This is a genomic window from Novosphingobium sp. Fuku2-ISO-50, from assembly GCF_001519055.1.
In the GTDB taxonomy this organism is placed as follows: domain Bacteria; phylum Pseudomonadota; class Alphaproteobacteria; order Sphingomonadales; family Sphingomonadaceae; genus Novosphingobium.
Map to the genome: position 1 here is coordinate 1 of NZ_KQ954309.1, position 22,712 is coordinate 22,712.

29 protein-coding genes are annotated in these 22,712 nt (G+C 63.6%); 25 read left to right on the forward strand and 4 right to left on the reverse strand.

All coding sequences use genetic code 11. From position 1 onward, the window contains the following. Positions 1-89: 89 nt before the first annotated feature. Positions 90-494 (reverse strand): hypothetical protein, encoded by a 405-nt coding sequence (locus AQZ50_RS19195; protein WP_156427447.1) that lies wholly within the window; start codon positions 492-494, stop codon positions 90-92. Positions 495-593: 99 nt separating this feature from the next. Then, positions 594-1,256 (reverse strand): LexA family protein, encoded by a 663-nt coding sequence (locus AQZ50_RS19200; RefSeq protein ID WP_067749094.1) that lies wholly within the window; start codon positions 1,254-1,256, stop codon positions 594-596. Between the two features lie 391 nt (positions 1,257-1,647). Here AQZ50_RS19200 and AQZ50_RS19205 point away from each other — a divergent pair, with 391 nt between their 5' ends. The 3 genes from AQZ50_RS19205 to AQZ50_RS19215 are packed head-to-tail and all read left to right on the forward strand — an operon-like array spanning position 1,648 to position 3,989. Further along, positions 1,648-2,073 (forward strand): hypothetical protein, encoded by a 426-nt coding sequence (locus tag AQZ50_RS19205; protein WP_156427448.1) that lies wholly within the window; start codon positions 1,648-1,650, stop codon positions 2,071-2,073. A gap of 58 nt (positions 2,074-2,131) precedes the next feature. After that, the gene (locus tag AQZ50_RS19210) at positions 2,132-2,482 is read left to right on the forward strand and encodes a hypothetical protein (RefSeq protein ID WP_156427449.1); all 351 of its coding nucleotides are present in this window, start codon (positions 2,132-2,134) and stop codon (positions 2,480-2,482) included. Continuing rightward, positions 2,475-3,989 (forward strand): terminase, encoded by a 1,515-nt coding sequence (locus AQZ50_RS19215; RefSeq protein WP_067749103.1) that lies wholly within the window; start codon positions 2,475-2,477, stop codon positions 3,987-3,989. The genes AQZ50_RS19210 and AQZ50_RS19215 overlap by 8 nt, the downstream gene beginning before the upstream one ends. Here AQZ50_RS19215 and AQZ50_RS19220 read toward each other — a convergent pair. Next, on the reverse strand, positions 3,971-4,606 hold the full coding sequence (locus AQZ50_RS19220; protein ID WP_156427450.1) for a TetR/AcrR family transcriptional regulator: 636 nt from the start codon (positions 4,604-4,606) through the stop codon (positions 3,971-3,973). The two genes, AQZ50_RS19215 and AQZ50_RS19220, sit on opposite strands and share 19 nt — an antisense overlap. A gap of 153 nt (positions 4,607-4,759) precedes the next feature. Here AQZ50_RS19220 and AQZ50_RS19225 point away from each other — a divergent pair, with 153 nt between their 5' ends. The 20 genes from AQZ50_RS19225 to AQZ50_RS19305 all read left to right on the forward strand — a co-directional run bounded on the left by AQZ50_RS19225 (position 4,760) and on the right by AQZ50_RS19305 (position 19,818). Beyond that, positions 4,760-4,942 carry a hypothetical protein gene (locus AQZ50_RS19225; protein WP_067749109.1) on the forward strand — a complete coding sequence of 61 codons (183 nt, stop codon included), beginning with the start codon at positions 4,760-4,762 and terminating at the stop codon, positions 4,940-4,942. Between the two features lie 14 nt (positions 4,943-4,956). Then, positions 4,957-6,624: a portal protein gene (locus tag AQZ50_RS19230; protein WP_231730422.1), complete on the forward strand. Its 1,668-nt coding sequence runs from the start codon at positions 4,957-4,959 to the stop codon at positions 6,622-6,624. Between the two features lie 61 nt (positions 6,625-6,685). Further along, on the forward strand, positions 6,686-7,030 hold the full coding sequence (locus AQZ50_RS19235; protein ID WP_067749112.1) for a hypothetical protein: 345 nt from the start codon (positions 6,686-6,688) through the stop codon (positions 7,028-7,030). Beyond that, positions 7,005-7,625, forward strand: coding sequence for a hypothetical protein (locus AQZ50_RS19240; RefSeq protein WP_156427451.1), 621 nt, complete (start codon positions 7,005-7,007; stop codon positions 7,623-7,625). The genes AQZ50_RS19235 and AQZ50_RS19240 overlap by 26 nt, the downstream gene beginning before the upstream one ends. 148 nt (positions 7,626-7,773) lie before the next feature. Further along, on the forward strand, positions 7,774-8,790 hold the full coding sequence (locus tag AQZ50_RS19245; protein WP_067749118.1) for a major capsid protein: 1,017 nt from the start codon (positions 7,774-7,776) through the stop codon (positions 8,788-8,790). A 90-nt stretch (positions 8,791-8,880) separates the two neighbouring features. Further along, a complete protein-coding gene (locus AQZ50_RS19250) occupies positions 8,881-9,318 on the forward strand; it encodes a Bbp16 family capsid cement protein (RefSeq protein ID WP_067749120.1) in 438 nt (145 codons plus the stop codon). Further along, complete coding sequence (locus tag AQZ50_RS20640) at positions 9,318-9,494, forward strand: hypothetical protein (RefSeq protein ID WP_156427452.1); 177 nt, start codon at positions 9,318-9,320, stop codon at positions 9,492-9,494. Before AQZ50_RS19250 ends, AQZ50_RS20640 begins: the two co-directional genes overlap by 1 nt. A 118-nt stretch (positions 9,495-9,612) precedes the next feature. Next, the gene (locus AQZ50_RS19255) at positions 9,613-10,254 is read left to right on the forward strand and encodes a phage connector family protein (protein WP_067749123.1); all 642 of its coding nucleotides are present in this window, start codon (positions 9,613-9,615) and stop codon (positions 10,252-10,254) included. Positions 10,255-10,256: 2 nt separating this feature from the next. Next, positions 10,257-10,895, forward strand: coding sequence for a phage tail protein (locus tag AQZ50_RS19260; RefSeq protein ID WP_067749125.1), 639 nt, complete (start codon positions 10,257-10,259; stop codon positions 10,893-10,895). A 4-nt stretch (positions 10,896-10,899) separates the two neighbouring features. Continuing rightward, positions 10,900-12,702, forward strand: a complete 1,803-nt coding sequence (locus AQZ50_RS19265) for a phage tail protein (RefSeq protein WP_067749127.1) — start codon at positions 10,900-10,902, stop codon at positions 12,700-12,702. Beyond that, positions 12,702-13,172 (forward strand): hypothetical protein, encoded by a 471-nt coding sequence (locus AQZ50_RS19270; RefSeq protein ID WP_067749168.1) that lies wholly within the window; start codon positions 12,702-12,704, stop codon positions 13,170-13,172. Before AQZ50_RS19265 ends, AQZ50_RS19270 begins: the two co-directional genes overlap by 1 nt. Further along, the gene (locus AQZ50_RS19275) at positions 13,172-13,714 is read left to right on the forward strand and encodes a hypothetical protein (protein WP_067749129.1); all 543 of its coding nucleotides are present in this window, start codon (positions 13,172-13,174) and stop codon (positions 13,712-13,714) included. Before AQZ50_RS19270 ends, AQZ50_RS19275 begins: the two co-directional genes overlap by 1 nt. Beyond that, on the forward strand, positions 13,714-15,537 hold the full coding sequence (locus tag AQZ50_RS19280) for a M23 family metallopeptidase (RefSeq protein WP_231730423.1): 1,824 nt from the start codon (positions 13,714-13,716) through the stop codon (positions 15,535-15,537). Before AQZ50_RS19275 ends, AQZ50_RS19280 begins: the two co-directional genes overlap by 1 nt. A gap of 112 nt (positions 15,538-15,649) precedes the next feature. After that, a complete protein-coding gene (locus AQZ50_RS20830; RefSeq protein ID WP_197412566.1) occupies positions 15,650-16,213 on the forward strand; it encodes a hypothetical protein in 564 nt (187 codons plus the stop codon). 8 nt (positions 16,214-16,221) lie between these two features. Then, positions 16,222-18,075: a hypothetical protein gene (locus AQZ50_RS19290; protein WP_067749135.1), complete on the forward strand. Its 1,854-nt coding sequence runs from the start codon at positions 16,222-16,224 to the stop codon at positions 18,073-18,075. 77 nt (positions 18,076-18,152) lie between these two features. Further along, positions 18,153-18,389 (forward strand): hypothetical protein, encoded by a 237-nt coding sequence (locus AQZ50_RS20645; RefSeq protein ID WP_156427454.1) that lies wholly within the window; start codon positions 18,153-18,155, stop codon positions 18,387-18,389. Then, positions 18,386-18,910 (forward strand): glycoside hydrolase family 108 protein, encoded by a 525-nt coding sequence (locus AQZ50_RS19295; protein WP_067749137.1) that lies wholly within the window; start codon positions 18,386-18,388, stop codon positions 18,908-18,910. The genes AQZ50_RS20645 and AQZ50_RS19295 overlap by 4 nt, the downstream gene beginning before the upstream one ends. Continuing rightward, positions 18,898-19,170 carry a hypothetical protein gene (locus tag AQZ50_RS19300; RefSeq protein WP_067749140.1) on the forward strand — a complete coding sequence of 91 codons (273 nt, stop codon included), beginning with the start codon at positions 18,898-18,900 and terminating at the stop codon, positions 19,168-19,170. The genes AQZ50_RS19295 and AQZ50_RS19300 overlap by 13 nt, the downstream gene beginning before the upstream one ends. Continuing rightward, positions 19,163-19,318 carry a hypothetical protein gene (locus AQZ50_RS20650; protein ID WP_156427455.1) on the forward strand — a complete coding sequence of 52 codons (156 nt, stop codon included), beginning with the start codon at positions 19,163-19,165 and terminating at the stop codon, positions 19,316-19,318. Before AQZ50_RS19300 ends, AQZ50_RS20650 begins: the two co-directional genes overlap by 8 nt. Beyond that, on the forward strand, positions 19,315-19,818 hold the full coding sequence (locus AQZ50_RS19305) for a hypothetical protein (protein ID WP_156427456.1): 504 nt from the start codon (positions 19,315-19,317) through the stop codon (positions 19,816-19,818). The genes AQZ50_RS20650 and AQZ50_RS19305 overlap by 4 nt, the downstream gene beginning before the upstream one ends. Positions 19,819-20,278: 460 nt before the next feature. Here the strand turns inward: AQZ50_RS19305 and AQZ50_RS19310 are convergent, their stop codons facing one another. Beyond that, a complete protein-coding gene (locus tag AQZ50_RS19310; protein WP_067749142.1) occupies positions 20,279-20,869 on the reverse strand; it encodes a LuxR C-terminal-related transcriptional regulator in 591 nt (196 codons plus the stop codon). A gap of 282 nt (positions 20,870-21,151) precedes the next feature. On the opposite strand from AQZ50_RS19310, the gene folE reads away from it, so the two are divergent. After that, positions 21,152-21,736, forward strand: a complete 585-nt coding sequence (gene folE, locus AQZ50_RS19315) for a GTP cyclohydrolase I FolE (RefSeq protein ID WP_067749174.1) — start codon at positions 21,152-21,154, stop codon at positions 21,734-21,736. A 13-nt stretch (positions 21,737-21,749) separates the two neighbouring features. Beyond that, the gene (locus AQZ50_RS19320) at positions 21,750-22,706 is read left to right on the forward strand and encodes an NAD(P)/FAD-dependent oxidoreductase (protein ID WP_255354649.1); all 957 of its coding nucleotides are present in this window, start codon (positions 21,750-21,752) and stop codon (positions 22,704-22,706) included. Positions 22,707-22,712: the final 6 nt, after the last annotated feature.

Here is a 22,712-nt window from a genome sequence, read left to right on the forward strand (position 1 = left end):
TGGTCCGATTCTGACATTTGCGACCGTGCTATCCGGATGGCGGGATGCAAATGTCAAAAGCAATCCACTAGGCCTCCTTTTCGTCTGCTTCAGGTCCAGTTCGCGCGGAACCGGCGCGTCGCTTCGATCGGACCGTGGCCGAGCCAGCGGTCGGGATCGCCAAAGCGGGCCGCAACAGCCGCTGCAACGCTTGGCGCACGTTGTGCTACGGCCAGCGCGGCAGCGCGCGCGCAATCATCGCGGGCGAGGGCAAAGGCCGGGCCCACAGCCGCTTCGCGCAGCCCGGCCAGAGCATCGAACGTCGCGGCACCAAAGTCGCCCGCCGGGCACCAGACGAGGCGATCCGGACCGGGGCCGCCGCGCGCCAGCGCCAGCCTGACATCGGCAGGCCCAAGCCCGGCCAGCAGATCGCGCGCGCGCCGCGATTGATGCCACAAACTGCTCGGCGCACAGACAGATAGGGACGATGGGGCCGATAGGGGCGACGGGGGCATCGATTACGCTCCTGCAGCGATGTGGCTTCAGGATTTATCCGTTATTCAGATATTTTCAATCGCACCCCACAAGCGACTCTTTATCCGATCACGCCGACATCAGATAACCGGGGCGCTTTTCCAGACAACTTTGCCAAGCACCGAGAAATCGTCATCGCTGACCAGGAAAGCCCGATGCGCCGGATTGCTGGAGCAGGGCTCGAAGCGGGCCGGTTCGCGGCGATAGCGCTTGACCGTCGCCTCACCGCCGCTGTTGGCGATCAGATAGACCCCGCCGGGAGACAGTTCCTTTTGCCCCGGATCGACCAGGATCAATCCGCCATCCTCAATCAGCAGATCCATCGAATCACCGCTCACTTCGATGCCGAATGCGCCGCGTCCGGCCAGACGCCCGGGAACGGGCATGTGCCCCAGGGGCACTTCGACAGCTTCACGCCAACGCCCCGCGCCCGCAATACCAATGACCGGAACGATGCCGTAATCCGGCACGGCTTCATCGGGACCGGATTCACGAAGCCGTGCCGAAGCGGATTCGGGCGGCGCAAACGCATGCGCCGACGGCGCCCGGGCCTGACCGGTCGCATCGAGCCCGAGCAAGCCATAGATCGCGGCGGCCTCATCGACAGTAACGCGGCGCTTTCCGGCCAAGAGCGCAGAGACCGCCGATTGACTGGCAAACCCGAGCGCCTCGGCCAGATGAGCCTGACTGATCGAGCGCGCCTTCATGGTCTGGCGCACAAGCATGGCATCGAAAGCACGCATCAAGCGGCCCCTGTGAAAGTGTGTTTCAACGCAATATCAGATTAACTGTAATCCGAAAAGCGAATTATCACCATTTTCGGATCGTCTGTTGTATCCGAAAATCAGATTATGCAGTAGGCCGTTCACATGCAGGCCGAACCACCGAGTCACCCCCCTCCCCCCTTCTGGGTTTCGGTGGCGACAGGGCACAGTCCTGTCCCTTCCGGCGATCCTTAGCCGGCCCGGCCGCATGGCCAGCGACCGTTTCCCCAGCGGCGCTCGCAAAGCCTGGCGGTGGGTGCGCCATTCCGGCGCCCCACCGCCTCATTTCCGCCCACCGCCCCATTTCCGCCCACCGCCCTGCGGCAGTCGACACCATTGGGAGATTGAGACGTTGATGAAGCAGACCCCGATGAAACAAGCCGGAAACTGTCTTGACGCGTTCTGGGACGAGGAAGCCGCATGCAGCCTTGCGCCTCTTCCCATGCCGCCGCACATCCCTGCCGATGCATTGGGCGCAGCGGAACGCATTGCCTATCGCCTGATCAACCATGCCGCCGAAAACGGGCAGCCTTGTCCGGTCAATATCGACATCGAAGTCGCCGCCGGATTCAATTCGAGCTCGATGGGCCCCAAACTGGTGCGCAAGCTGGAAAGCAGGGGCCTGATTCGGGTCAGCCGGTTTCAGCGGTTTCGCCTCGTTGAAATCGTGGCCACCGGCAAGCAGACCGCGCGCCATCCATCGATGCAGGCGGATCGACCGTTGGTTCGACGCGGAGCGCGCTCCGCCTCTGCGATGGGTCTGCCAAGCGATCGCAAGCCTTATGCCGCACGCTGAAACGGGCGGGAAACCCGCAAGCCCGCGCAAACGCGCTCCAGCCACCAAGCAGGCCACCGTGCAGACCACGCCCAGGACGAGAACGCGCAAGGCCGCTGCCGCCACACCTGCCCCGCCAAACGGCCAGAGACGTGGCGATGCCGCCATGGCGCGGGCGCATACCGGCGATGCCCTGGCAACGCTCGTTGCGATCATGACCAATGGCGATGCTCCGGCGACAGCGCGGGTCAGCGCCGCCAATGCCGTGCTGGACCGCGCCTGGGGCAAGCCGCGCCAGGATTTCGAGTTTTCGAGCGCGGGCGATCCCGTTGCCGCGATCCAACGCGCCCGCCAGCGCGTGCATCGGCAGAGCCAGGCAACAGGCGCGGAGGCAGCATCGGATGAAAAAGCAAGTCCACAGGATGGATAAGGCCGAAACGGACCCGGTGCTGGCGCTGGCCGATGACATCGGCACATTTACCGCCGATCCGCTCGGCTATGCGCTTTATGCCTTCCCCTGGGGCGAAGGCGATCTTGCCGAAATGACCGGCCCGCGCGGCTGGCAGCGCGCGGTGATGGAGGAGATCCGCGATCACTTGTCCGATCCGGCGCGACGATTTCAGCCGTTGCGAGTGGCGCGCGCGTCGGGCCACGGGATCGGCAAGTCGGCGCTGATCGGCATGCTGATCAAATGGGCGCTCGACACCTGCCCGGATACGCGCGTCATTGTCACTGCCAATACCGAGGCGCAGTTGCGCACCAAGACTGCGCCCGAACTGGGCAAATGGGCGCAGATGTCGCTGACGTCGGCATGGTTTCGGCAAAGCGCGACGGCGATGATTTCGACAATGCCGGGGCGCGAAAAATCCTGGCGTTGCGACCTGGTTACCTGGAGCGAGAGCAATACCGAAGCGTTTGCCGGGCTGCACAATCAGGGCAAGCGCATCGTGCTGGTGTTCGACGAAGCCTCGGGGATCGCCGACAAAGTCTGGGAAGTGGCGCTTGGCGCGCTGACCGATGCCGATACCGAAATCATCTGGCTGGCTTTTGGCAACCCGACCAATGCCGGCGGCGCTTTTCGCGAATGTTTTGGCCGCCATCGCGCGCTGTGGCGCACCGCGCAAATCGACGCGCGCGATGTCGAAGGCACCAACAAGGCCTATCTCGACGAGCTGATACGCACATTCGGCGAAGATTCCGATGTCGCCCGCGTGCGGGTGCGCGGCCAGTTTCCGTCGTCCAATGCCATGCAGTTCATTGGCGCGCGCGACATCGAGGCCGCGCAAGCGCGCGCGGTTCCGGATATGGCCGGGGGCGAGCCGGTGATCTTTGGCGTCGATTGCGCTCGCTATGGCGACGATGAAAGCGTGCTGGCGATCCGTTGCGGCAGCGATGCACGATCGCGGCCCTGGCAATCATGGCGCGCCACCGACGCCATGCAGCTCGCCGGTGACATCGCGCTGGCCACGCAGCGCTGGCAGCCCGATGCGATCATGGTCGATGCCGGGAATATCGGCGCGGCGATCGTCGACCGGCTGCGCCAGCTGGTCGGCGATGTGCCGGTGATCGAAGTGTGGTTTGGCGGCGAAGGCCGCGATGCCGAGCTGGAGCCCGGTGTCGCGGTGCATACCGCCAACAAGCGTGCCGAAATCTGGGCGCGGATGCGCGCCTGGCTGCGGCGCGGCGCCATTCCCGACGTGCCGCGCCTGCGCGACGATCTGGCCGGGCCGACGTATGGTTTCGCCGCCGACGACACGCGCATCAGGCTGGAACGCAAAGTCGACATGAAGCGCCGGGGCCTGCCCTCGCCTGACTGGGCCGATGCGCTCGCCTGCACGTTTGCCGAGCCGGTCCTGCCGCGACGCGTGCCCAATTGGCTCGATCCCGAACGCGTGGCCGCAATGCGCGACGATGATCGCTATACCGAGCTGGACTGAGCGAGCCCGTGCCCGGCAAGAAGCAAGCGGCAGACTCTGGCATGATCGGCAAGCTGGGCGACGATCGCGCGCTCGATCATCGCGCGGTCGGGGCTGAGCATCAATTCGATCGCAAGGCCCCGGAAATTGGCGACGAGCGTGCGCGCATGGACTTTCAGATCCTCGACGGCCGCGACCCCGGCAGCATCGGCGATCCGGGTCATGATGGCGTCAATTTCGCTTTCCATGCGCAACGCATCGGGGCGGATCGCCGCCGCCAGATCCCTGTCCCAACGCGAGGCGAGCAGGATTTCGGTCACGGCCGTCGCCGCCGGAAGGCGATAGGATTCCCGGATCGCCAGTGCGAGGTGCATGAGGCGTGCGACCGGATCGACTGCCGCACCGGCCTCGACGCAATCGACCATCGCGCGCATCGCCCGCGCAAAGGCACCGGCGATCAGCGCGATGCGGTTGGGAAACTGGTTGAGCACCGACCCCCGGCCAAGCCCGGCCTCAGCCAGCACCACCGCGACCGTTGTCCCGGCGTAGCCATGGTGGTGCAGACACTCGATCGTCGCGCCGAGAATCGTATCGCGGGTGACGGCTCCGCGCCGGTTTCGCCGTTTTTCGCCTGACATCGCCTTCACATCCCGGGCGCCCGACCGGCGCGCCGGGCGTGTCGTAGGCGTCCGTGAATTATTGGTCAATGATGACCATAAAAATCGACGACGCGCGATCCAAAGCGAATCATGCCTGGGTTAAGCCGTGCTCGTCAACCACAGGAGGCCAGCATGTGCAGCACCCCGACGATCCCGACCGTGCCGGTTCGGCAACCGGTGCAATTGCCCGACCAGGGCGCCCCTGCCGGCACCGCTGACCCCGAGGCATGGCAGCGTACCGTGCTGGCCGGCATGGTCACCGGGCCGCAAGGCGTGCTCGGAGCGCCGAGCGTCAGCAAGCCCACGCTGGGTTGAGGAGCCAAAGGCGAATGACCGGGAACGCAGATATTCGCAGCCACTGCGAGCAGCGGCTGGCGCTGATGAAATCGATACGGACCGACTACGAATCGGAGACCGAGCAGATCGCGCGCTTTGCCCAGCCGGCGCGATCGCGGTTCTTGCGCAACAGCAAGGACCAGAACGGCGGGCGCCGTCGCATGTGGAACAAGACGCTGTTCGATCCGCACGGCATCGAGGCATTTCGCACGCTGACCAATGGCATGACCAGCGGATTGTCGAGCGCATCGCGGCCGTGGTTCACGCTGAAACTGACCGACGATGCGGCGATGCAGGCCAACGGCGTTCGTGCATGGCTGTCGGACGTGGAACGGCGCCTCTACGCCTTTTTCGCGTCGACCAATTTCTATGCCGCCGCCAAATCGGGCTATGGCGAAATGGGCCTGTTTGGCACCGAAGGCTGCGTCATGGTCGAACATCCGACTGCGGGCGCAGTGTGCCATGCGCTGACTTTCGGCGAATACTGGATCGGCCTGTCCGACGCTCTGACGCCCGACACGCTCTACCGCGTCTGCCCGATGAGCGTGAAACAGGCGGTCGAGACGTTTGGCGAGGCCTGTTCGCCGGTGATCCGCTCGCTTTACGATCGCAGCCAGTATGAAGCGCCGGTCGAGATCTATCACGCGATCGAGCCCGATCCGCATTACAATCCGATGCAATTCGGCGCCAAGCCCTGGCGATCGGTCTATTGGGATCCGTCCGATCGGTCGGACACCGTGCTGCGCCTGTCGGGCTATCACGAACAGCCGTTCTGGGCGCCGCGCTGGGACGTTGTCGGCGGCGATACGTATGGCGTTTCGCCCGGCATGGAAGCGTTGCCCGCGTTGCGCGAATTGCAGATGCAGGCCAAGCGCCGCAACGAAGCGATCGACCAGATGGTCAAGCCCGAAAAGATCGCGCCGCCCAATGTCCGGCTGACCGGCGAGCCGGGGCGCGTCGTGGCCGCGGCAGGGGTCGATCGCGATCAGATCTTCATCCCCTATCAGATGCCCTATCAGGCGGTCGCAGCGATCGGCGAGGAAATGGACAAATGCCGGCGACAGATTGATTCGCTTGCGTTTGCCGACTTGTTCAACGCGATCACCAACATGGCCGGAATCCAGCCGCGCACGGTCGAGGAAATCGCCGCGCGCAACGAGGAAAAGCTGACTCAGTTGGGCCCGGTGATCGAGCGGGTCGCCAACGAAAAGCTCCAGGTCGCGATCGAGCGCGGCTTTGGCATCTTGCACCGGGGCGGGTTTTTGCCGCCGGTTCCACCCGCGCTGTCCGAAAAGCAGCTCAATGTCGAATTCGTGTCGATCCTTCAGCAGATGCAGCGAATGGTCGGTCTCGGCCAGATCGAACGCGTGGTCGGCTTTGTCGGGAATTTGGCTGCGGTCCATCCCGATGCGCTCGACAAGATCGATTTCGACGAGGCAATCGACGAATACGGCTATCGCGCCGGGGCCCCCGCCCGGCTGATCCGTCCGGCCCGCGAAGTCGCCGCCTTGCGCAAGGCACGCGCCGAACAGGCGGCCACGGCCCGGACTTTGGCGGCGATGCCGGCGATGAAAGCCGGCGCGGACGCCGCACGACTGCTCGCGGCGACCGATGTGGGCAACGGCGACAGCTTGCTCGCGCGGCTGCTGCCTCCCGCCTGATCGTTCCCACGACATTCGTCAAACACGCGCCCTGTTTCGGCGCCAGAGCCGGGGCCTGCCCATGCCATTCGACGCGAAAGATGCCGAGTTTCTGCTGACCCGGCCGGAATTTCGCCGATTTTTGTTCGCCGCGATCCAAAACGCCGGGATCCTGGGGCAGACAGTTTCGGCGAGCACAGCAGCAAGCCGCGATCTCGGCCATCTCGAAGGCCGCCGCGCGCTGGGTTTCGACATCCTGATGCTGGTCCACGCAGGTCAAAGCGAAGCCGTTCGCAGCGGCGATCCCGACGGGATCACCACGCTTGGCCTGTGCCTGACCGAGGCGCTCAACTGCAAGGAAAGCCAAAGTGACAGACGCCGTACCCGCGACAACGCCCGCTATGACGAGCTCCCCCACACCGGCTGAGACCACCGCCCCGACCGAAAGCCAGGCGCCGGTCTCGACCATGGGCGATCAGCCCGCGATTGCGACACCGAACATTCCCCCACCTGCTCCCCAGCCGTCTGCGCCGATCACGCCCGAGCGATACGAGCTGATGCTCGAAGGCTTTGCGATCGATCCGTCGCTGGTTCAAAACGCCGATCCGGTGCTGCGCGAAATCGGGCTGAGCAACGATGCCGCCAACAAGCTCCTGCCGGTGGCGCGCGACATCATGGCGCGCACGCAGGAAAGTCTGGTGCGCCAGATCGAGGACGCCGCCGCCGTCCAGAAAAAGACCTGGCATGACGCCTTTGTCGCCGACCCCGAAATCGGCGGAGTGCGCCGCGCGGAAACCGAACACCTGGCCGCCAAGGCGCTCGACGCATTGGGCTATGCGCAAGGACACCCGTTTCGCGAAGCGCTCAACACCAGCGGCTTTGGCAATCACCCCGACATGATCCGCGCCTTTCGCCGCCTTGGCGAACTGGTCGGTGAAGATGGCGGGCTTGTCCGTCCGATGACCGCCAGCAGCCGGTCACGACCGATCTGGGAACGGCTCTATCCCGACGACGGACGCTGAATTGCGCGTCGGTGCCGCCTGCATCTTGCAGGCAGCACCGACGCCTCAAGGAGCGAATGATGCCGGCCACATCGCGCCCGATACCCCCGAGCCGGCGCCATCCGTGCCCGCCGTTTTTTGCGGGATTCCCCCTAAGGAGACCTAAGCTATGGCCATTCTTGGCAGCTCGTATTGGAATCTGATCGACGTTCTGAAGTCCAGCAGCGACGGCATCGGCGATGTGGTCGAAGCGCTGACCCAGCTTACGCCGTTCATGAAAGACGCCAACGTCGTCAATTGCAACAGCGGCACGGAGCATCGCTCGTCGATCCGCACCGGCCTGCCCTCGGTATCGTGGGGCGCATTGTACCAAGGCATTGCCCAGTCCAAGGGCAATTATACCGAAGTCAAGGACACGACCGGCTTTGTCGAAGGCCTGTCGAGCGTCGATGAACGCCTGCTCAACCTGAAACCGGCGGAATCGGCAAAGCTGCGCCTGGTCGAAGGCCAGGGTTTCCTCGAAGCCATTGCGCAAACCGTCGAAAGCGCGATCTGGTATTCCGACGTCAAGGTCAACGGCAAGCAGTTCCACGGCATGGGGCCGCGCTTCAACTCGCAGCAGAACCCCAATGTGATCAGCGCCGGCGCGACCGGCTCGAACAACACCTCGATCTGGTTCGTCACGCACGGCGATGCCCAGACCTCGGTGATCGTGCCCGACAATATCCCAGGCGGCATCCAGCGCGAGGACATGGGGCGCCAGCGGGTGCTCGATGCGAACGGCAACCCCTTCTACGTCAAGGAAGAAAAGTTCACGCAGCACGTCGGGCTGTGTGTCAAGGACTGGCGCTACAACGCGCGCATCTGCAATATCGACGTGCCCACCGTCATCGCCGGTTCGATCGCGCTCAACCCGCTGATGCGTCATGCCTACTACAAATTGCAGGGTCGGCGCGCGTATCGCCTCGAAGCCGAAGGGCAGATCAGCCCTGGTCGCACCGTGATCTACATGAACCGCACGTTGCTCGAAGCGCTTGATGCCGAAGGCAGTAACAGCCGCTCCGGCGTCGACAATTTCGTCCGTCTGACCCCGATGGAAATCCAGGGCGAAGAAGTGCTGACCTGGCGCGGCATTCCCGTCCGCGAAACCGACGCGCTGCTCTCCACCGAAACGCTGGTTTCTTAAGATTCCGGTCGGCCGACCGGATCGCGCGCCTGGCGCCTGATCCGGTCGGCACCTCAAAGCAATTTCCCTTGAAAACAAGGATATTTCTTCATGATCATCGACACTTCGCTCGTGTTCAGCGACCAGCAGGCGGTGACCGTTTCGGCCCCGTCGATCAACACCATCGACCTTGGCGTGACCGGCACGCCGTTTGGCGCCACAAATCCGCTGGTGCGCGATATTGGCCGGGGCGAGCCGGTCGACCTGTCGGTTTCGGTCGCTCAGGCCTTTGCCGGGCTCACCTCGCTGCAGGTTTCGGTCCAGACTTCGCCCGACAATGCCACCTGGACGACCGTCGACAGCGGCGCGACCGTTGCTGCGGCGCAGTTGGTTACCGGCTATCTTTTCCGCGTTCCGCACCTCGTGCAGAACGCCAGCGCGCGTTACCTGCGTCTGTATTATACCGTGGCCGGGACCGCGACGCAGGGGACCATCAACGCGGCAATCGTCGCCAGCCGTCAGAGCAACATCGGCGCCGGTGGCATCTGATGCCGGCCTATCGCGCCAGGCAGGCGATCTATCTCAGCAGCGAACGCCGACTGATTGCGGAAGGCGAGATCTTCAACAGCGACGAGACCCCGGGCCACGCGTGGATTCCCCTGGAAACCCCGCCGCCCGCGGCAACCACCCCGGCGCGCCGCACCGCAGCGCCGACCGCAAAATGATCGCTGCGTAAGAGGGATGCGGGGCGTCAACCCGATCGACGCTCCGCATCCCCTCCCCAGCATTCGACCGACGAACCTTATCGGTTCGCCAGCCAGGCATTTCACAGGACATTCCGGCATGGCAACGCTTGACGACATCTGCAACATGGCTCTGGCGGAAATCGCCGCAGGCCCGATCACTGACGTCACCGACGGCTCGATCGAGGCGCGCGAAGTCAGCCGCTTCGCCGCACCTTTGCTCGCCGAAGTCTCGCTGTGGTCGGACTGGAGCTGGGCGGTCACGCGCGCAGCGTTGACGGAAGTGACCAACGATCGCCCGGCGGAATGGACCCATGCCTATGCCGTGCCGGCCAATTGCGCCCGCCCGCTGGCCATCCGCCAAGTGCAGGACAATGCCTGCTGGTTGCCGCAAGGCGGACCTTTTCCGTTTCCTGTGCAGGATTCGATCCAGCTCGCCTTTCTGCACGAAGGGGGCCTGATCTATACCAACGTGAAAAACGCAACGCTGGTCTATGGCGCGGTGCTGACCGATCCGACAAGTCTGCCGCCGCTCGTCCAGCGCGCCTTTGCGCTCGAACTTGCCGCGCGCGTTGCCATTCCGATCCGCAAGGACACCGGGCTTGCCCGTGAACTTGGCGCTGCAGCCGAACTCGCCCGGGCCCGCGCCATTGCCGAGGATTACAACCAGCGGGTCAGGCGCCCGGCCAGCTATATCAGCGAGGCAGCGTTTGCCCGTGCCGGAATTGGGGGCGAGCTGTGACGATGCGCATTCCCCAGGTCAATTTCAGCAAAGGCGAACTGGCCCCGGAACTTTACGGCCGGTTTGACGTCGACGCATGGCAATCGGCACTGCGCCAGGCGCGCAACGTGATCGTGATGAAATACGGCGGCGTGACCAAGCGCCCGGGCACGCGGCTGGTCGGGACCGTCATCAACGCCGGTCAACCCACCCGGCTGGTCCCCTTCCAGTTTTCGATGACCCAGACTTATGTGCTGGAAATGGGCCAGGGCTATATGGCGCCCTGCGCGCTGGGCGGGCGCATCCTGGAAGGCGAACAGCCGATCACCGCGATAACCAATGCGGCCAATGCGCGGCTGACTATCGCTTTCCACGGCTTTGCAGTCGGCGACCTGATCTATATCGACGGGGTCGCAGACGGCATGGGCGCCGTGCTCAATTACCGCACCTGGTCCGTAACGGCAGTGATCGATGCAAACACGCTGACGATCAATGCCGACACCACCACTTGCCCGGCTTTTTCCGGCTGTACCGGCGGGACGGCGAACACCTCTCCGCCCATCGTCGTCCCGCCACCTGCGGTTCCACCGCCATCGTCGACCACGCTTGCGCCGACCGTATCATACGGCGGCGGCCTTGGCAGCAATCGCCAGAAGGATTGACCCAATGGGAGCTTCGCGCGTGTACCAGGCCGGTTCACCCTACAACGGCGTAGAACTGGCCGATCTCGATTACGAACAGACCGCCGACACGCTGTATTTGGCGCATCTCAGCCATCCACCAACCAAGCTGGTACGGTCGAGCAACACCAACTGGTCGTTCAACACGGTACAGTTCACCCCCACGATCGCCGCACCGGCAAGCTGCACAATCAGCGCGACCGTGGCGGATACCGATGTGGCCAACAACGGGCTGAATTATTTCCCCGAGACTGCCAAGTATTGTGTCACCGCGGTGGACGACAACACCACCGAGGAAAGCCGTGCCTCGCCTACGGCAAGCGCATACAACGACCTGACGCTCAAACGCAATTACAACACATTGACGTGGACGGCGGCATCGAGGGCGACGCGATACAACATCTACAAGGCCGACAACACCCAATTTTATGGATACATCGGCACGACTACCAGCCTGACCTTCATCGATGACAATATTGGCCCGGCCTATACCCAGGCTCCGCCTATGGCCAACAATCCGTTTTCCTCTGCGGGAAACTACCCGTCGACCGTGACGCTGTTTGAGCAGCGCTCGATCTGGGCTCGTTCGACGAATGTACCGCACGGCATCTGGACATCAAAGTCGGGCCTGATCGAGAACATGGACTATTCGACGCCCTTGCGCGCCGATGATGGCATGAGTTTCGCCATCATGGCGGGCCGCGTCAATTCGGTGAACCAGTTGACTTCGACCACGTCGCTTTTGGCACTGACCAGCGACAGCGTGTTCGCCATCGCCGGCAGTGCCGGCGGGGGGCCGCTTAACGGATCGACTCCGCCGTCGATCCAGCGGCAGGTCGGCCGCGGTTCGTCGCGACTGCCGCCGCTGGTGGTCGACAACGTCGTGTTCTATGTCCCGTCGATCGGATGCTCGATCCGCAGTCTGGGTTATAATTATGTCATCAATGGCCTGCGCGCAAATGACATCACGATATTTTCGCCGCATTTCTTCGAAGGCCATACAATCGTGTCGTGGTGTTACAGCCAGGAACCCCGATCGCTGATCTGGGCTGCGCGTGATGACGGCGCCCTGCTGTGTTTTACCTGGGAGCAAGAACAGAACGTCTGGGGCTGGACACTTTGCGAGACCGCCGGCAATGTCCTGTCGGTCTGCTCGATCACCGAAAATGGCGAGGATCGGGTCTACCTGATCGTCGAGCGCACGATCGCGGGCAAGACGAGCTGTTTCGTCGAACGCATGGTCTCGCACTTGTGGGATACGCCTTCGGATTGCTGCTTTCTCGACTGCGCGGTTTCAGCCAGCCTGGCCGCGCCGCAATCGACTTTCACCGGCCTGTGGCATCTTGAGGGATGTACCAATGTGGCTGGTCTGGCCGACGGCGTTCCCGTATCCGGGCTGACTGTAACCAACGGCACGATCACGCTGCCATCATCGATCGGCACGGCATCGAACGTGTCGTTTGGGCTGCCCTATGAAGTCGATATCGAAACCCTGCCGCTGCGGATCACCATGCCCGGGGCAGGATCCAACATCGGCAGAATGCAAAATCCGGCGAAGGCTGTGCTCACATTGCGCGAAACGGGCCCAATCGAGGCCGGGATTGGCAGCCAGGACCTGTTTCCTGTCGTGCCCCGTGCCACCGACGCCCCGAACGCACTGTATGACGGCACCTACCAGGTAACCATGGACAACAAGGTTCGGGACGAATGCACCGTCTGGATCAGGCAAACCGCGCCGATGCCCTTTACGCTGCTGGGCGTCGCGGTTGATCCGGTGATCGGCGGATGATGGGCAAGGCCACGTCCTCCATCCGGCTCGTGCCTGGAGATCATACCCATGTCGACGCGCTTGCCCGACGTTTGCGCGCGATCGACCGGATCGAGTGCGAGGCGATGGGGCGGTCCGCCAGTCAGGCGCTGCGCCATGGGCTTGCCGTGAGCGCACAAGTCTGGACCGCGCTCGTCGATGGCGAGCCCCACGCAATGTTTGGGGTGGTCGTCGAATCCGCAGCGGGTGGCGACGCCGTGCCCTGGTTTCTGGGCAGCGACCTGGTCGCGCGGCACGGTCGCGCGCTGATCGCGCAAGGCCCGGCGATCCTTGCTGCGATGCATCGCCATGGCATTCGCTTGCGCAATTTCGTGTCCTCGGAAAACCGGGCGGCGATCCGCCTGCTCGAACACTGGGGATTTACCGTGGAACAGGAGCTTGTCGTCATGCGTGGTATCGCCTTTCGACGTTTCATCCGGGAGATCATGTGATGTGTGCGCCCATCGTGCCTCTTATCGCGACAGGCCTTGGAGCCATCGGCACCGGGGTCAACATGGCCGCGTCGATAGGCCAGGCCAGAGCCCAGGCCGCCGCTGCCAACGCCAATGCCGCAGCGGAAAGCAATGCGGCACAGATCGGCCAGCAGAACATGCGTGATGCCGCGCTGCAGCAGTACCGGCAGATGGCCTCGGTCAGCGGTCAGCAAAACATGACGGCAGCCGCCAACGGCGATGCCACAGGCTATGGCACGGCGGCCAATGCGGTGAACGACACGCAGATCCTGGGGCAGGAAAACCTCGCCCGAATCTATGCCCAGGGCAACCAGAACCTGATCGGTTCCGACGTCGCAGTCGCCAATGATCTCGGGCAGGCCGCTGTGGCAAACAGCCGGGGCAATGCCGCACTGGTCGGAGGCCTGTTCAATCTGGGCACCGGCCTGCTTGGCGCCGGTTCATCCGGTGGCGGCGGATTTGGCACGGCGCTGGGCGGCGCAAGCCAGTATGCGCCGTTCAAGGCGGGGATGGGGCTATGATGCGCGCGCCGACTTATACCCCGACCTTCACCCCGGTAGAAGCCTATCACGCCCGGTTTACGGCGCCCTCGGGGCCGACATTGGGCAATACCATCGGGCGCGTACTGGTGGCAGGCGGTGCGGATCTGAACCAGATGTCATCGATTCATGCGGCGATTCAGGCGCTGACCGATGACACAGCCGGTCGGGCGCGAGCGTTGCAGGACAAGGCGGCGTTGACCAATCTGGTCGATACCCATGCCGGCCTGAATGGCGGTGCAGCCGTTGCCACGCAGCCCCAGGCACTCGACGAACTGACAAAGATCCAGGCTGCCGGTCAGGCAGCGCTGGGAACACCGGGCATGATCACGGCATACGATCAGCAGATCGGTCCGGCGCTGAACGATGCCGCCAATCAAATCACCGGCCACGCCTTGCGCCAGGCCGGCGTCGAGCGGCAGGCAGTCACCGATCAGGAGTTGCAGTCCGCCCAGCAGGCGGCGGCCTCTGCCTGGCAGGATCCGGCCCGGTTTGTTCAAGGGCTCGACACGGTAAAGGCAATTGCCGCAGGCCAGACCGGCAACGCGGAAAATGAGGACGATCGCGCGGCCGTCGTGCGCACGGCGGTTGGCGGAGCCGTGGCGAAAGCTGTCGGTCAGGCCCTTGCGGCCGGAGAGCCGGAATTTGCCGCGCACATCATGGGCGGCTGGGGCGACACACTGGCGCCGGCAGCCTACCAAGTGGCAGTGGCACGGCTGGGTCAGGCTGCACAGACGCAACGCATGGCCTCGATCTTTGGCGAAGCGGCCGGCGGCAACGCCCAGACAGCCGGCGCCGAAACGCCGCCGCCCTCGCCCGACGCGATTGCGATTTCAGCGCCCACCGGAGCCGCCGTTCATCCGATCGCCGGTGGCACGGTTACCGCACTCGACGGTGCGCCGGACAACGCAACGGTACGGATTTTGCATCCCGACGGCAGCAGCACCGCCTATGGCGGACTGGGGATGGCAGCCGTTGCGCCCGGCGATCTGGTCACCCCGGGGCATGTCATCGGCAGCGCCAGCCCGGTCATCACGCTGGCGGCCACGTCTCCGGCGGGCGATGCAGCCGATGCCGGAACGTTGTTGCGCAATGCGGGCGGGATCGGCGCAGTTATCGGACAGGCGGATACGCCACGGTCCTGGGACATTTCGGCGATGCGCGATCGCATTGCCCAACGGGGCGATCTTTCGCCCGAAGATCAGGTTCTTGCCACCAATTTTGCCGTGCGCCGGATGACGGCGGATCAGGCGCAGTTGGCGGCAAACGATGCCGGCGCGGGCCGATCGATCGTTTCCCTGTTTGCGGCGTCTCCCGACAGCATCAGGCATGCCGCCGATCTGCCCGCCGATCTTGCCGCGCAAATGTCCCCCACGGCACTCGCCCGAGTCGATGCGGCGTTGCGCGGCGCAGCGCAAGCCGCGACAACACCAGCGCCGGATAATGCCACAGCGCTTCGGCTCGAACTCTTGCAACGCCAATCGCCCGACATCTTTTCCCAAGTGAACCTCGCACCGCTGATCGGCACCGTAAATCCGGCAGACCTGGCGCGAATTGCAGAAAACCAGGCCGCCGTCGCCACAGGCCAGGACGCGCGCGATCCGCAAGACCGACGGACGGCGATACTCGACGCTGTCGCCCAGCATGAAGTCATGAACGCCAACAGCCTGCCGGACGAAGCGCTGCCCGCCATACAAAACAGGGCCGACACACTGCTGCGGCTCAACCGGATCGATCCCGGCGACCGCACCACGATCGGAAATGCTGTCACCGACGCGATCCAAAGCCAGATCGGTCAATCGTAAGACCAGATCACAAGAGATGGCGATCAGCGCCTTTGCCGCGATCGCCGCACACTTCCTTCACCCCCGCAGGCAACCGCCCCGATCCATAGAGACCGGGGACAAGGAGCGACGCATGGCCGATATTACCACACCTGACCTCCTGCCCGGTGTTTCCGGCAGTGTTGTCAAGAAACGCCTTGTCGACATGGGCGACGGCACTTTTGCCGAAATGACGGTCACGACGCTTGCCGCCAGTGCGAACAGCGTTGGCACTGTCAACCTAGGCTCGCTTGGCGGCGCAGCCACCGCAGCGAACCAGGCGCTTTCCAACGCCACGCTTACTACGCTGACATCGCCCTATGTCACGGCGGTCTCAGCCCCGTTGACCGCGACGATCTCCGACACGACCGTACACACCCTCGGCCCGTTTACCCCGCAGCTTGCGCGCGCAATATGGTGCTTGCTCAACGCGACCATCGCAGCATCCGGCACGGCGCAGATCCTGCGCTCGGTCGACGGCGGCGCCACGAAAGTCGGGCTGACTGCCGCTGGCCAGCCCTGGGCCGCCTATACCTTTTCCGGCATCACCGGAGCGATCGCCAACGAACAGGTCGCCACCGAAACCAGCGCGCTTGCCACCTATTACCTTCAGATCACGCTGACCGCCGGGACGGTGGTTGCGAACCTGCATCAGTGAGGCACCCGATGATCCAATCCTTTCGTGTTGCCGCCGCGCTCGCTTTTGTGGCGATCCCGTCCGTCGCTTCCGCCCAGGTCGATACCACCGCGCGCGGCCTCGCCACGCAGGCCAAGGCCGCAGCCGCGATCGCGCAGAACACGGCCGCCGCGCCCGCCACAGTCACGATCTATGCCAAGGCCTATGGCGTGGTCGCCGATGGCGTCACCGCGAACGATACCACGCTGGCCAATGCGATCACCGCCGCCGCCACGGCCGCCAGCACGTATGCCAATGCGCAGTTTTACGAGGTCGTGCTGCCCGCCGGCCAGATCCGCATCACGCAACCGCTCGTGGTGATGCAGCCGATGACCAATGTCGGATTCCGCCTGCGCGGCGCGGGCCGCAACGGCACCGTCATCCTCGCCGATTTTGCCAGCACACAGCCCGCGCCGCAGTTCACGGTCAGCAGCGGCGGTTGTTCTGGTGTCTCGCTCTATCCGGTGATCGACTATGGCGCGCTCGTGGCCGTGCGCGTGCTCAATGGCGGCACCGGCTGCACCAGCGCCCCTACCGCCACGCTTGTCACCTACAACGCCTCAGGGTCGGTCGTCGGCTCCGGCGCAACCGTCACTCTCACCGTGGCCTCCGGCGCGGTCACGGGCGGCACTGTCACTGCAGGCGGCGCGGGCTACGCGCAGGACTATGCCGGAGACGCCATGGTCGTGCGCGGCCAGAACGTCCAGATCAGCGATCTGCAAATCATCTCGTCCACCGCGCGCGCTGCGGCGAACAACGGGGGCACCTCGGCCTATCCGTTCTTCACCATCAACAACGGCATCCGCTATGAGCCCGTGGGCGCCACGACCCAGACGATGGGCCTCAATACGCTCCAGCGCGTCAGCGTGACCGGCCAACCGGGCCACGGCATCAACGCCGCCCGGCAGGAACAGTGGGCCGTCGATCAGGTTCTTGCCTATGCAAATGGCGCCGATGGCTTCTTCATCCACACGCAGGGAGGCACTGCGGGCAGCTTCGGCATCGCCGACACGCTGCGCCAGGTGCGCTCGATCTCCAACGCCTATCGCGGGCTGCATGTCGAAGGGATGAGCGAAAGCTCGGTGATCGATTCGGTGGTGGGTGTGAACCTCACCGCCGGTACGCTCCCGACGGGCGTCAACGAGGAAATTTACCTCTATGCTACCCTCGGGTGGGACATGCGCGTCGATGTGGAGCGCAACGACGGCACCGCCGCCGGGCATTTCCTGATCAACCTTAACGGATGGGCCAACAAGGTTTCGGGCCTGTTCAGGGGCGGCCTTGCCGGAGTCTACTCACACAGCTGCCTGGCCTGCTCGTATGACGGCATCAGCGCGTATGGCAATGCTGCAGACACCACCAGCCTGGCCCTGGAAATCGACGGAGGCACTAATACCGCCGCATCTGCGCCGTATATCGGCCAGATCTATCTCGGCAATTACGTCTCAAATGGCTTCTATTCGGGAAACCAGTTCCCCTATCAAGGTTTCTACAAGGGCACCTTGCAGTTTAGCGGCCTCAAAGGATCGCAATACGCGGCCAGCGCGTCGTCGACGTACACCCCCGACCCGATCGGGGGGGGCGCCTACCAGACCTTGACGCTGACCGGGAACGTCACGATCGCCAACCCCGCCAACAACGCGGGCGGTCAAGTCTTGCGCCTGATCCTCGTTCAGGATGCCACTGGCAGCCGCACGGTCAGCTTCGGCACGTCCTATGTCGGCGCAAATGTCGGCAGCCTTGGCACGGGCGCGGCGACCAAGATCGGCATCATCGAATTCATGTACACCACCGCCGGAAGCCGAAATGTCTGGGTCCAGACGTTCTGGAGCGGGTGGCTGTGAATGTCCTCGATGCACTGACCGGCGCTGCACAGGTCGACCGTTTCATCCGGGGCACGAACTTCAACTGAGGCGGGCAGATGGCTGACCTAACCCACACAGATCTGCACAGGGACATGGGCCGCATGGAAGGACGGTTAGCCGCCATGGAAGACCGTTTTGGCCGGATGGAACAGACCCTTGATCGCATCGACCAGAGGCTTGCCAAGATCGAGAGCAAGGAAAGCCAGTTGCGCGGCGGTTGGTTCGTACTCGCAGGGATAGCAGCTGTTGCAGGCGCGGTTCTGCTGGCTGTGGTGGAGCATTACTGGAAATGACCCACGGTTTCACAGACGCGCTCGGCTTCGTTCTGCACGAGGAAGGCGCCTACAGCAACAATCCGCAGGACAAGGGCGGGATGACCAATCTCGGCGTGACCTGGCGCACATGGCAGGCATGGAGCGGCAGGCCTGCCACGGAACAGATTATGCGATCCTTGCGCATCATCGATGTCGCCCCGCTCTACCGGACGCAATATTGGTGCAAGATCGCGGGCGACAATCTCGGCGGTGCGCTGGGGCTCGCGGTATTTGACTTCGCCGTCAACGCTGGTGTGCCGCGCGCGGCAAAGATGCTGCAATCCATCGTGGGTGCGAAAGCTGATGGCGCGATCGGCCCCGGCACGCTGCGCGCGGTGCAGGCCTATGTCACCAGTATCGGGCTGGCCAAGCTGATCGCCCGGTTCTGCGATGCGCGGCGTGACTATTACCGGTTCTGCGATGATTTCCCCACATTCGAAAAGGGGTGGATCGAGCGCGTTGATCGGGTCGAGAAGGAGGCGCTCGCATGGGTTGGCTGAAACAGGCGCTCACGGGGCCTGACAATCAAACTGTCGCCATCGGGCGACTGGTCGGCATCATCATCACTATCGTCCTGCTGGTCGGCCTTCCCGTTGCCGCGGCGGCGACCGTCATCACCGGCAAGGTCGTCGTGGCCGACTGGACAACCCTTTTGACCGCGCTGTCGCTGTATGTGCCGGCCATCGTCGGCGCGATGACCGGCATGATCTGGGGCACCAATTCCACCGAACCGAAAGCAAAGGACCCTGACAATGGCTGACATCGAAACTACACCCGGCAAAACCGAAACCGCCATCAAGACCGACGCAACGAGCCTGCTTGACAAGGCCAAGGCTGCTTACACCTCAGGCTGGCAGTTCTGGGCTCCTGCGGTCGTTCTGGCGGCGCTGGTGGGTCATCTGCTGTGACTGGCCTTGTCGGCGCTCTGGTGCCTTCCCCGGCAAAGCTGGCGCTGACGGCTGCGCCCTATGCTGCGCTCGCCACGGTGTCCCTGCTCGCATGGCATTTCGACGCACGTGCCGTAGCCAATGCCGAGGCCATGCGCGTGCAGGCCGAGCAGTTCAAGCAGGCGCAGGCAGTGGCGGCCCGGATCGCGCAGGCAGCGTTGCAACACGAACAGGCCGTCTATCAGGTCAAAGCGCAGGAGGAAGACAGTGCCTATCAAGCTCAACTGGCGGACGCTCGCTCCGATGCTGATCGCTATATTGCCGCTCATCGGGTGCAGCCCGCAGCCGTTGCAGGTGGCGGCGGCGCAACCGCTCCCGGCTCCGCAGGTAGCAGTTCCGGCATTCCTGCAAGCCTGCCCTCCGATGCCGTCGTGGTATCTACGGGCGACGTGCAAACCTGTACAGACGCGGCAACCTATGCCCTGAAGGCGCACGACTGGGCAAATTCGATCAACCCCTAACGGTAAAGCCCCACGACCACGCGACGATGCGCACCGATCGCAATCGCGATCTGATCGAGGCATAAATGGTGCGGGCGGCCGGATTTGAACCGGCACGGGCAAAGCCCAACGGATTTTCTTACCAGCTTCGGCTTTCGCCGCCATCGGCCGGAACCGATGTTCGTGGTCTGGACTATCCCTTCACCATGCCCTGCATTGAGGGTTTAGGCGCTGCCCGTCTAGTCTCTACACCTTCCCCCGGCAAAATCCTGTCGGGGGCTTGGCTCGGGATTGCCATTTCACAGGGTTCCCCGAATTTGAGCAGTTCTGCAGCGCAGGTTTCCCCGCGCGCACCCAAGCGATGATCGATCTCAAGTCCGCTGCGTCTACCTGTTCCGCCACGCCCGCACACAAGCTGCCTATATCGACGGGAACCAACCCCGCCAATAGCCTCTTTTGCCCGCCAAATTGGAAATGGGCCTCAAAGCCCCGCTTCGATGGCCATGCGGATGGCGTCGGCACTGGTCCGCACACCCAAGGCCTTGAGCACAGCCGCTCGGTGCAGCTTCACCGTGCGCTCGCTCAGTTGCAGTTCCCAGGCGATCTGCTTGTTTAGCTTTCCGGCCGCGATGCATTCGAGGATTTCCCGCTGCCGTTTGGGCAAGCTTTCCACCTTGTCGCGCGCAATGCTCGCCCGGCTCATCTGCCCTTCATGCACGCCGGGCGAGAGCTCGACCTGAGACCCGAGGAAATACTCGATCTCGCCCTCGGCATCAAAAATGGGCGCTATCATCACCGCATTGCGGAACGGTACACCGCCCTTCTTGTAGTTGAGGATCTCAACCATGACGGGCACCCGTGCCGCGATCCCGGCGCGGAGTTGCTCGGTCAATTGGGCTTCGGTTTCCGGGCCCCGCAAAAACCGGCAATTGCGACCGATGATCTCGCTTTCGCTATAACCCGTCAAATCGATGAAGGCCTGATTGCAGGCAACGATGGGATTATCAGCCAGCCGCGGATTGCTTACCACTGCAGCCACGAGGCTGTTTTCGATCATCGCACCAATTGCCATGGCTTCTCCCAACGCTATTGCCGGCCCGCGCGCAATTGCCCTTAGGACCATGTTGTCCTCGCAGAGCATGCCACCGATCCTTACAGCACGATTGGGAAAAGCCCAATCCATTCGATGCAGACAGATTCAAGGCCCCGCTCCGACGCGCCTCGGTTGCGATTTCTGCGCTTTGATCGAGACCGCATGCAAGGACCGCCGATTATGGATTACGTGACACTCGACAGCAATGCCATGGAGCAGGATTGCTGCCCGGCAGATGTCGGCGTGCAAGCTGTCGCGCCAATGCGCGGCGCGGCCAGGGCGATCGTGCCCGAAGACGTGCAAGACGCCATTCGGACGCTGCTGCGCTGGGCCGGTGATGATCCCTCACGCGAGGGCCTTGTCGACACTCCTGCCCGCGTTGGCAGAGCCTGGCGCGAATATTGTGCGGGCTACGCAGAAGATCCCGCCGTTCACTTGCAGCGAACTTTCAGCGAAGTGGCCGGCTATGATGAAGTCGTGGTATTGAAGGACATCCCCTTCCAATCCCATTGCGAACATCATCTCGCGCCGATTACCGGCGTGGCATCGATCGCCTATCTGCCCCGCAATCGGGTGGTGGGCATTTCCAAGCTGGCCCGGGTGTTGCACGGCTATGCCCGCCGGCTCCAGATCCAGGAACGCCTGACCAGCGAAGTGGCCCGGTGCATCTGGGATCATCTTCACCCACAGGGCGTCGCCGTGGTCATCGAGGCGCAGCATGGCTGCATGACCGGTCGCGGCGTCAGAACCCCCGGCGTCGGCATGGTCACCAGCAGAATGCTGGGCTGCTTTCTCGATGATCCCAGCAGCCGCAAGGAAGTGCTCGCGCTGATGGGACGGGGATAAGGGCCGTATCTGCGTGTTTCATGTTGCGATTGTAGGCGCGGGCATGGCCGGCTTGTCCTGCGCCGAAACGCTGTGCAAAGCCGGGATAAAGGTCACCTTGTTCGACAAAGGCCGCGGTCCGGGAGGCCGCATGTCCAGCCGGCGCATCGATACCCCGCAAGGCATTGCCGAGTTTGATTTCGGCGCCCAATATTTCACCGCACGCGACGCAGGCTTCGCCGAACAGGTTGTGCAGTGGGAGCGCGACGGCCTTGTCGCGCATTGGCCCGCCGCGCGTCATGATGCGTTTGTCGGTGTTCCGACGATGAACGCCATCTTGCGTCACCTCTGCAGCCACCACAATGTCCATTTCTCCCGCCTGATCAAAGGGGTCGTGCGACGCGGCGCGCGCTGGCAACTGGTCGGCGAAGGCGTGGGCAACGCGCTGTTTGACGCCGTTGTTCTCGCACTTCCGGCAGAACAGAGCGCGCCGATCATGACCCTGCACGATTTCGAACTGGCACAAGCGGCGCTCTATGCCCGGTCCCAGCCCAGTTGGACCGGCATGTTCGCCTTCGCCGAACGGCTGGCCCATGATACCGGCATCGTGCGTGACAGCGGGATCATCGCGTGGGCCGCTCGCAGCAACGACAAGCCCGGCCGATCAGGGCCCGAAGGCTGGGTTGTTCAGGCCGATCCAGCCTGGACCCTTGAACATCTCGAATGGTCACCGGACTTGATAGGCCCCCATCTGATCGCCGCGCTTGAGGCAGAGAATGGGAGAAGCCTGCCCGCGTTGATCGGCCAATCGATCCATCGCTGGCGCTATGGATTGTCTGCCGGCACCGGGGTGGGATGCCTGTGGAACGAGGCGCAGCGCCTCGGTGCATGCGGAGACTGGCTGCTCGGTCCGCGCGTCGAATGCGCCTGGGTCTCGGGACGGCTGCTCGCCGAGCGGATGATCGCAGCCCCCTCGATCGCAGCCGAATAGTTGAGG

Coding starts and splice junctions, on each gene's coding strand:
- AQZ50_RS19200 (WP_067749094.1), bottom strand. CDS start 1,256: ATGCGTGCTTTCGATGCCATGCTTGTGCGCCAGACCATGAAGGCGCGC.
- AQZ50_RS19255 (WP_067749123.1), top strand. CDS start 9,613: ATGGCAACGCTTGACGACATCTGCAACATGGCTCTGGCGGAAATCGCC.
- AQZ50_RS19195 (WP_156427447.1), bottom strand. CDS start 494: ATGCCCCCGTCGCCCCTATCGGCCCCATCGTCCCTATCTGTCTGTGCG.
- AQZ50_RS20640 (WP_156427452.1), top strand. CDS start 9,318: ATGCCGGCCTATCGCGCCAGGCAGGCGATCTATCTCAGCAGCGAACGC.
- AQZ50_RS19275 (WP_067749129.1), top strand. CDS start 13,172: ATGTGTGCGCCCATCGTGCCTCTTATCGCGACAGGCCTTGGAGCCATC.
- AQZ50_RS19250 (WP_067749120.1), top strand. CDS start 8,881: ATGATCATCGACACTTCGCTCGTGTTCAGCGACCAGCAGGCGGTGACC.
- AQZ50_RS19220 (WP_156427450.1), bottom strand. CDS start 4,606: ATGTCAGGCGAAAAACGGCGAAACCGGCGCGGAGCCGTCACCCGCGAT.
- AQZ50_RS19230 (WP_231730422.1), top strand. CDS start 4,957: ATGACCGGGAACGCAGATATTCGCAGCCACTGCGAGCAGCGGCTGGCG.
- AQZ50_RS19235 (WP_067749112.1), top strand. CDS start 6,686: ATGCCATTCGACGCGAAAGATGCCGAGTTTCTGCTGACCCGGCCGGAA.
- AQZ50_RS19245 (WP_067749118.1), top strand. CDS start 7,774: ATGGCCATTCTTGGCAGCTCGTATTGGAATCTGATCGACGTTCTGAAG.
- AQZ50_RS19205 (WP_156427448.1), top strand. CDS start 1,648: ATGAAACAAGCCGGAAACTGTCTTGACGCGTTCTGGGACGAGGAAGCC.
- AQZ50_RS19265 (WP_067749127.1), top strand. CDS start 10,900: ATGGGAGCTTCGCGCGTGTACCAGGCCGGTTCACCCTACAACGGCGTA.
- AQZ50_RS19290 (WP_067749135.1), top strand. CDS start 16,222: ATGATCCAATCCTTTCGTGTTGCCGCCGCGCTCGCTTTTGTGGCGATC.
- AQZ50_RS19300 (WP_067749140.1), top strand. CDS start 18,898: ATGGGTTGGCTGAAACAGGCGCTCACGGGGCCTGACAATCAAACTGTC.
- AQZ50_RS19295 (WP_067749137.1), top strand. CDS start 18,386: ATGACCCACGGTTTCACAGACGCGCTCGGCTTCGTTCTGCACGAGGAA.
- AQZ50_RS19270 (WP_067749168.1), top strand. CDS start 12,702: ATGGGCAAGGCCACGTCCTCCATCCGGCTCGTGCCTGGAGATCATACC.
- AQZ50_RS19215 (WP_067749103.1), top strand. CDS start 2,475: ATGGATAAGGCCGAAACGGACCCGGTGCTGGCGCTGGCCGATGACATC.
- AQZ50_RS19310 (WP_067749142.1), bottom strand. CDS start 20,869: ATGGCAATTGGTGCGATGATCGAAAACAGCCTCGTGGCTGCAGTGGTA.
- AQZ50_RS19240 (WP_156427451.1), top strand. CDS start 7,005: ATGACGAGCTCCCCCACACCGGCTGAGACCACCGCCCCGACCGAAAGC.
- AQZ50_RS19280 (WP_231730423.1), top strand. CDS start 13,714: ATGCGCGCGCCGACTTATACCCCGACCTTCACCCCGGTAGAAGCCTAT.
- AQZ50_RS20650 (WP_156427455.1), top strand. CDS start 19,163: ATGGCTGACATCGAAACTACACCCGGCAAAACCGAAACCGCCATCAAG.
- AQZ50_RS19225 (WP_067749109.1), top strand. CDS start 4,760: ATGTGCAGCACCCCGACGATCCCGACCGTGCCGGTTCGGCAACCGGTG.
- AQZ50_RS20645 (WP_156427454.1), top strand. CDS start 18,153: ATGGCTGACCTAACCCACACAGATCTGCACAGGGACATGGGCCGCATG.
- folE (WP_067749174.1), top strand. CDS start 21,152: ATGCGCGGCGCGGCCAGGGCGATCGTGCCCGAAGACGTGCAAGACGCC.
- AQZ50_RS19260 (WP_067749125.1), top strand. CDS start 10,257: ATGCGCATTCCCCAGGTCAATTTCAGCAAAGGCGAACTGGCCCCGGAA.
- AQZ50_RS20830 (WP_197412566.1), top strand. CDS start 15,650: ATGGCCGATATTACCACACCTGACCTCCTGCCCGGTGTTTCCGGCAGT.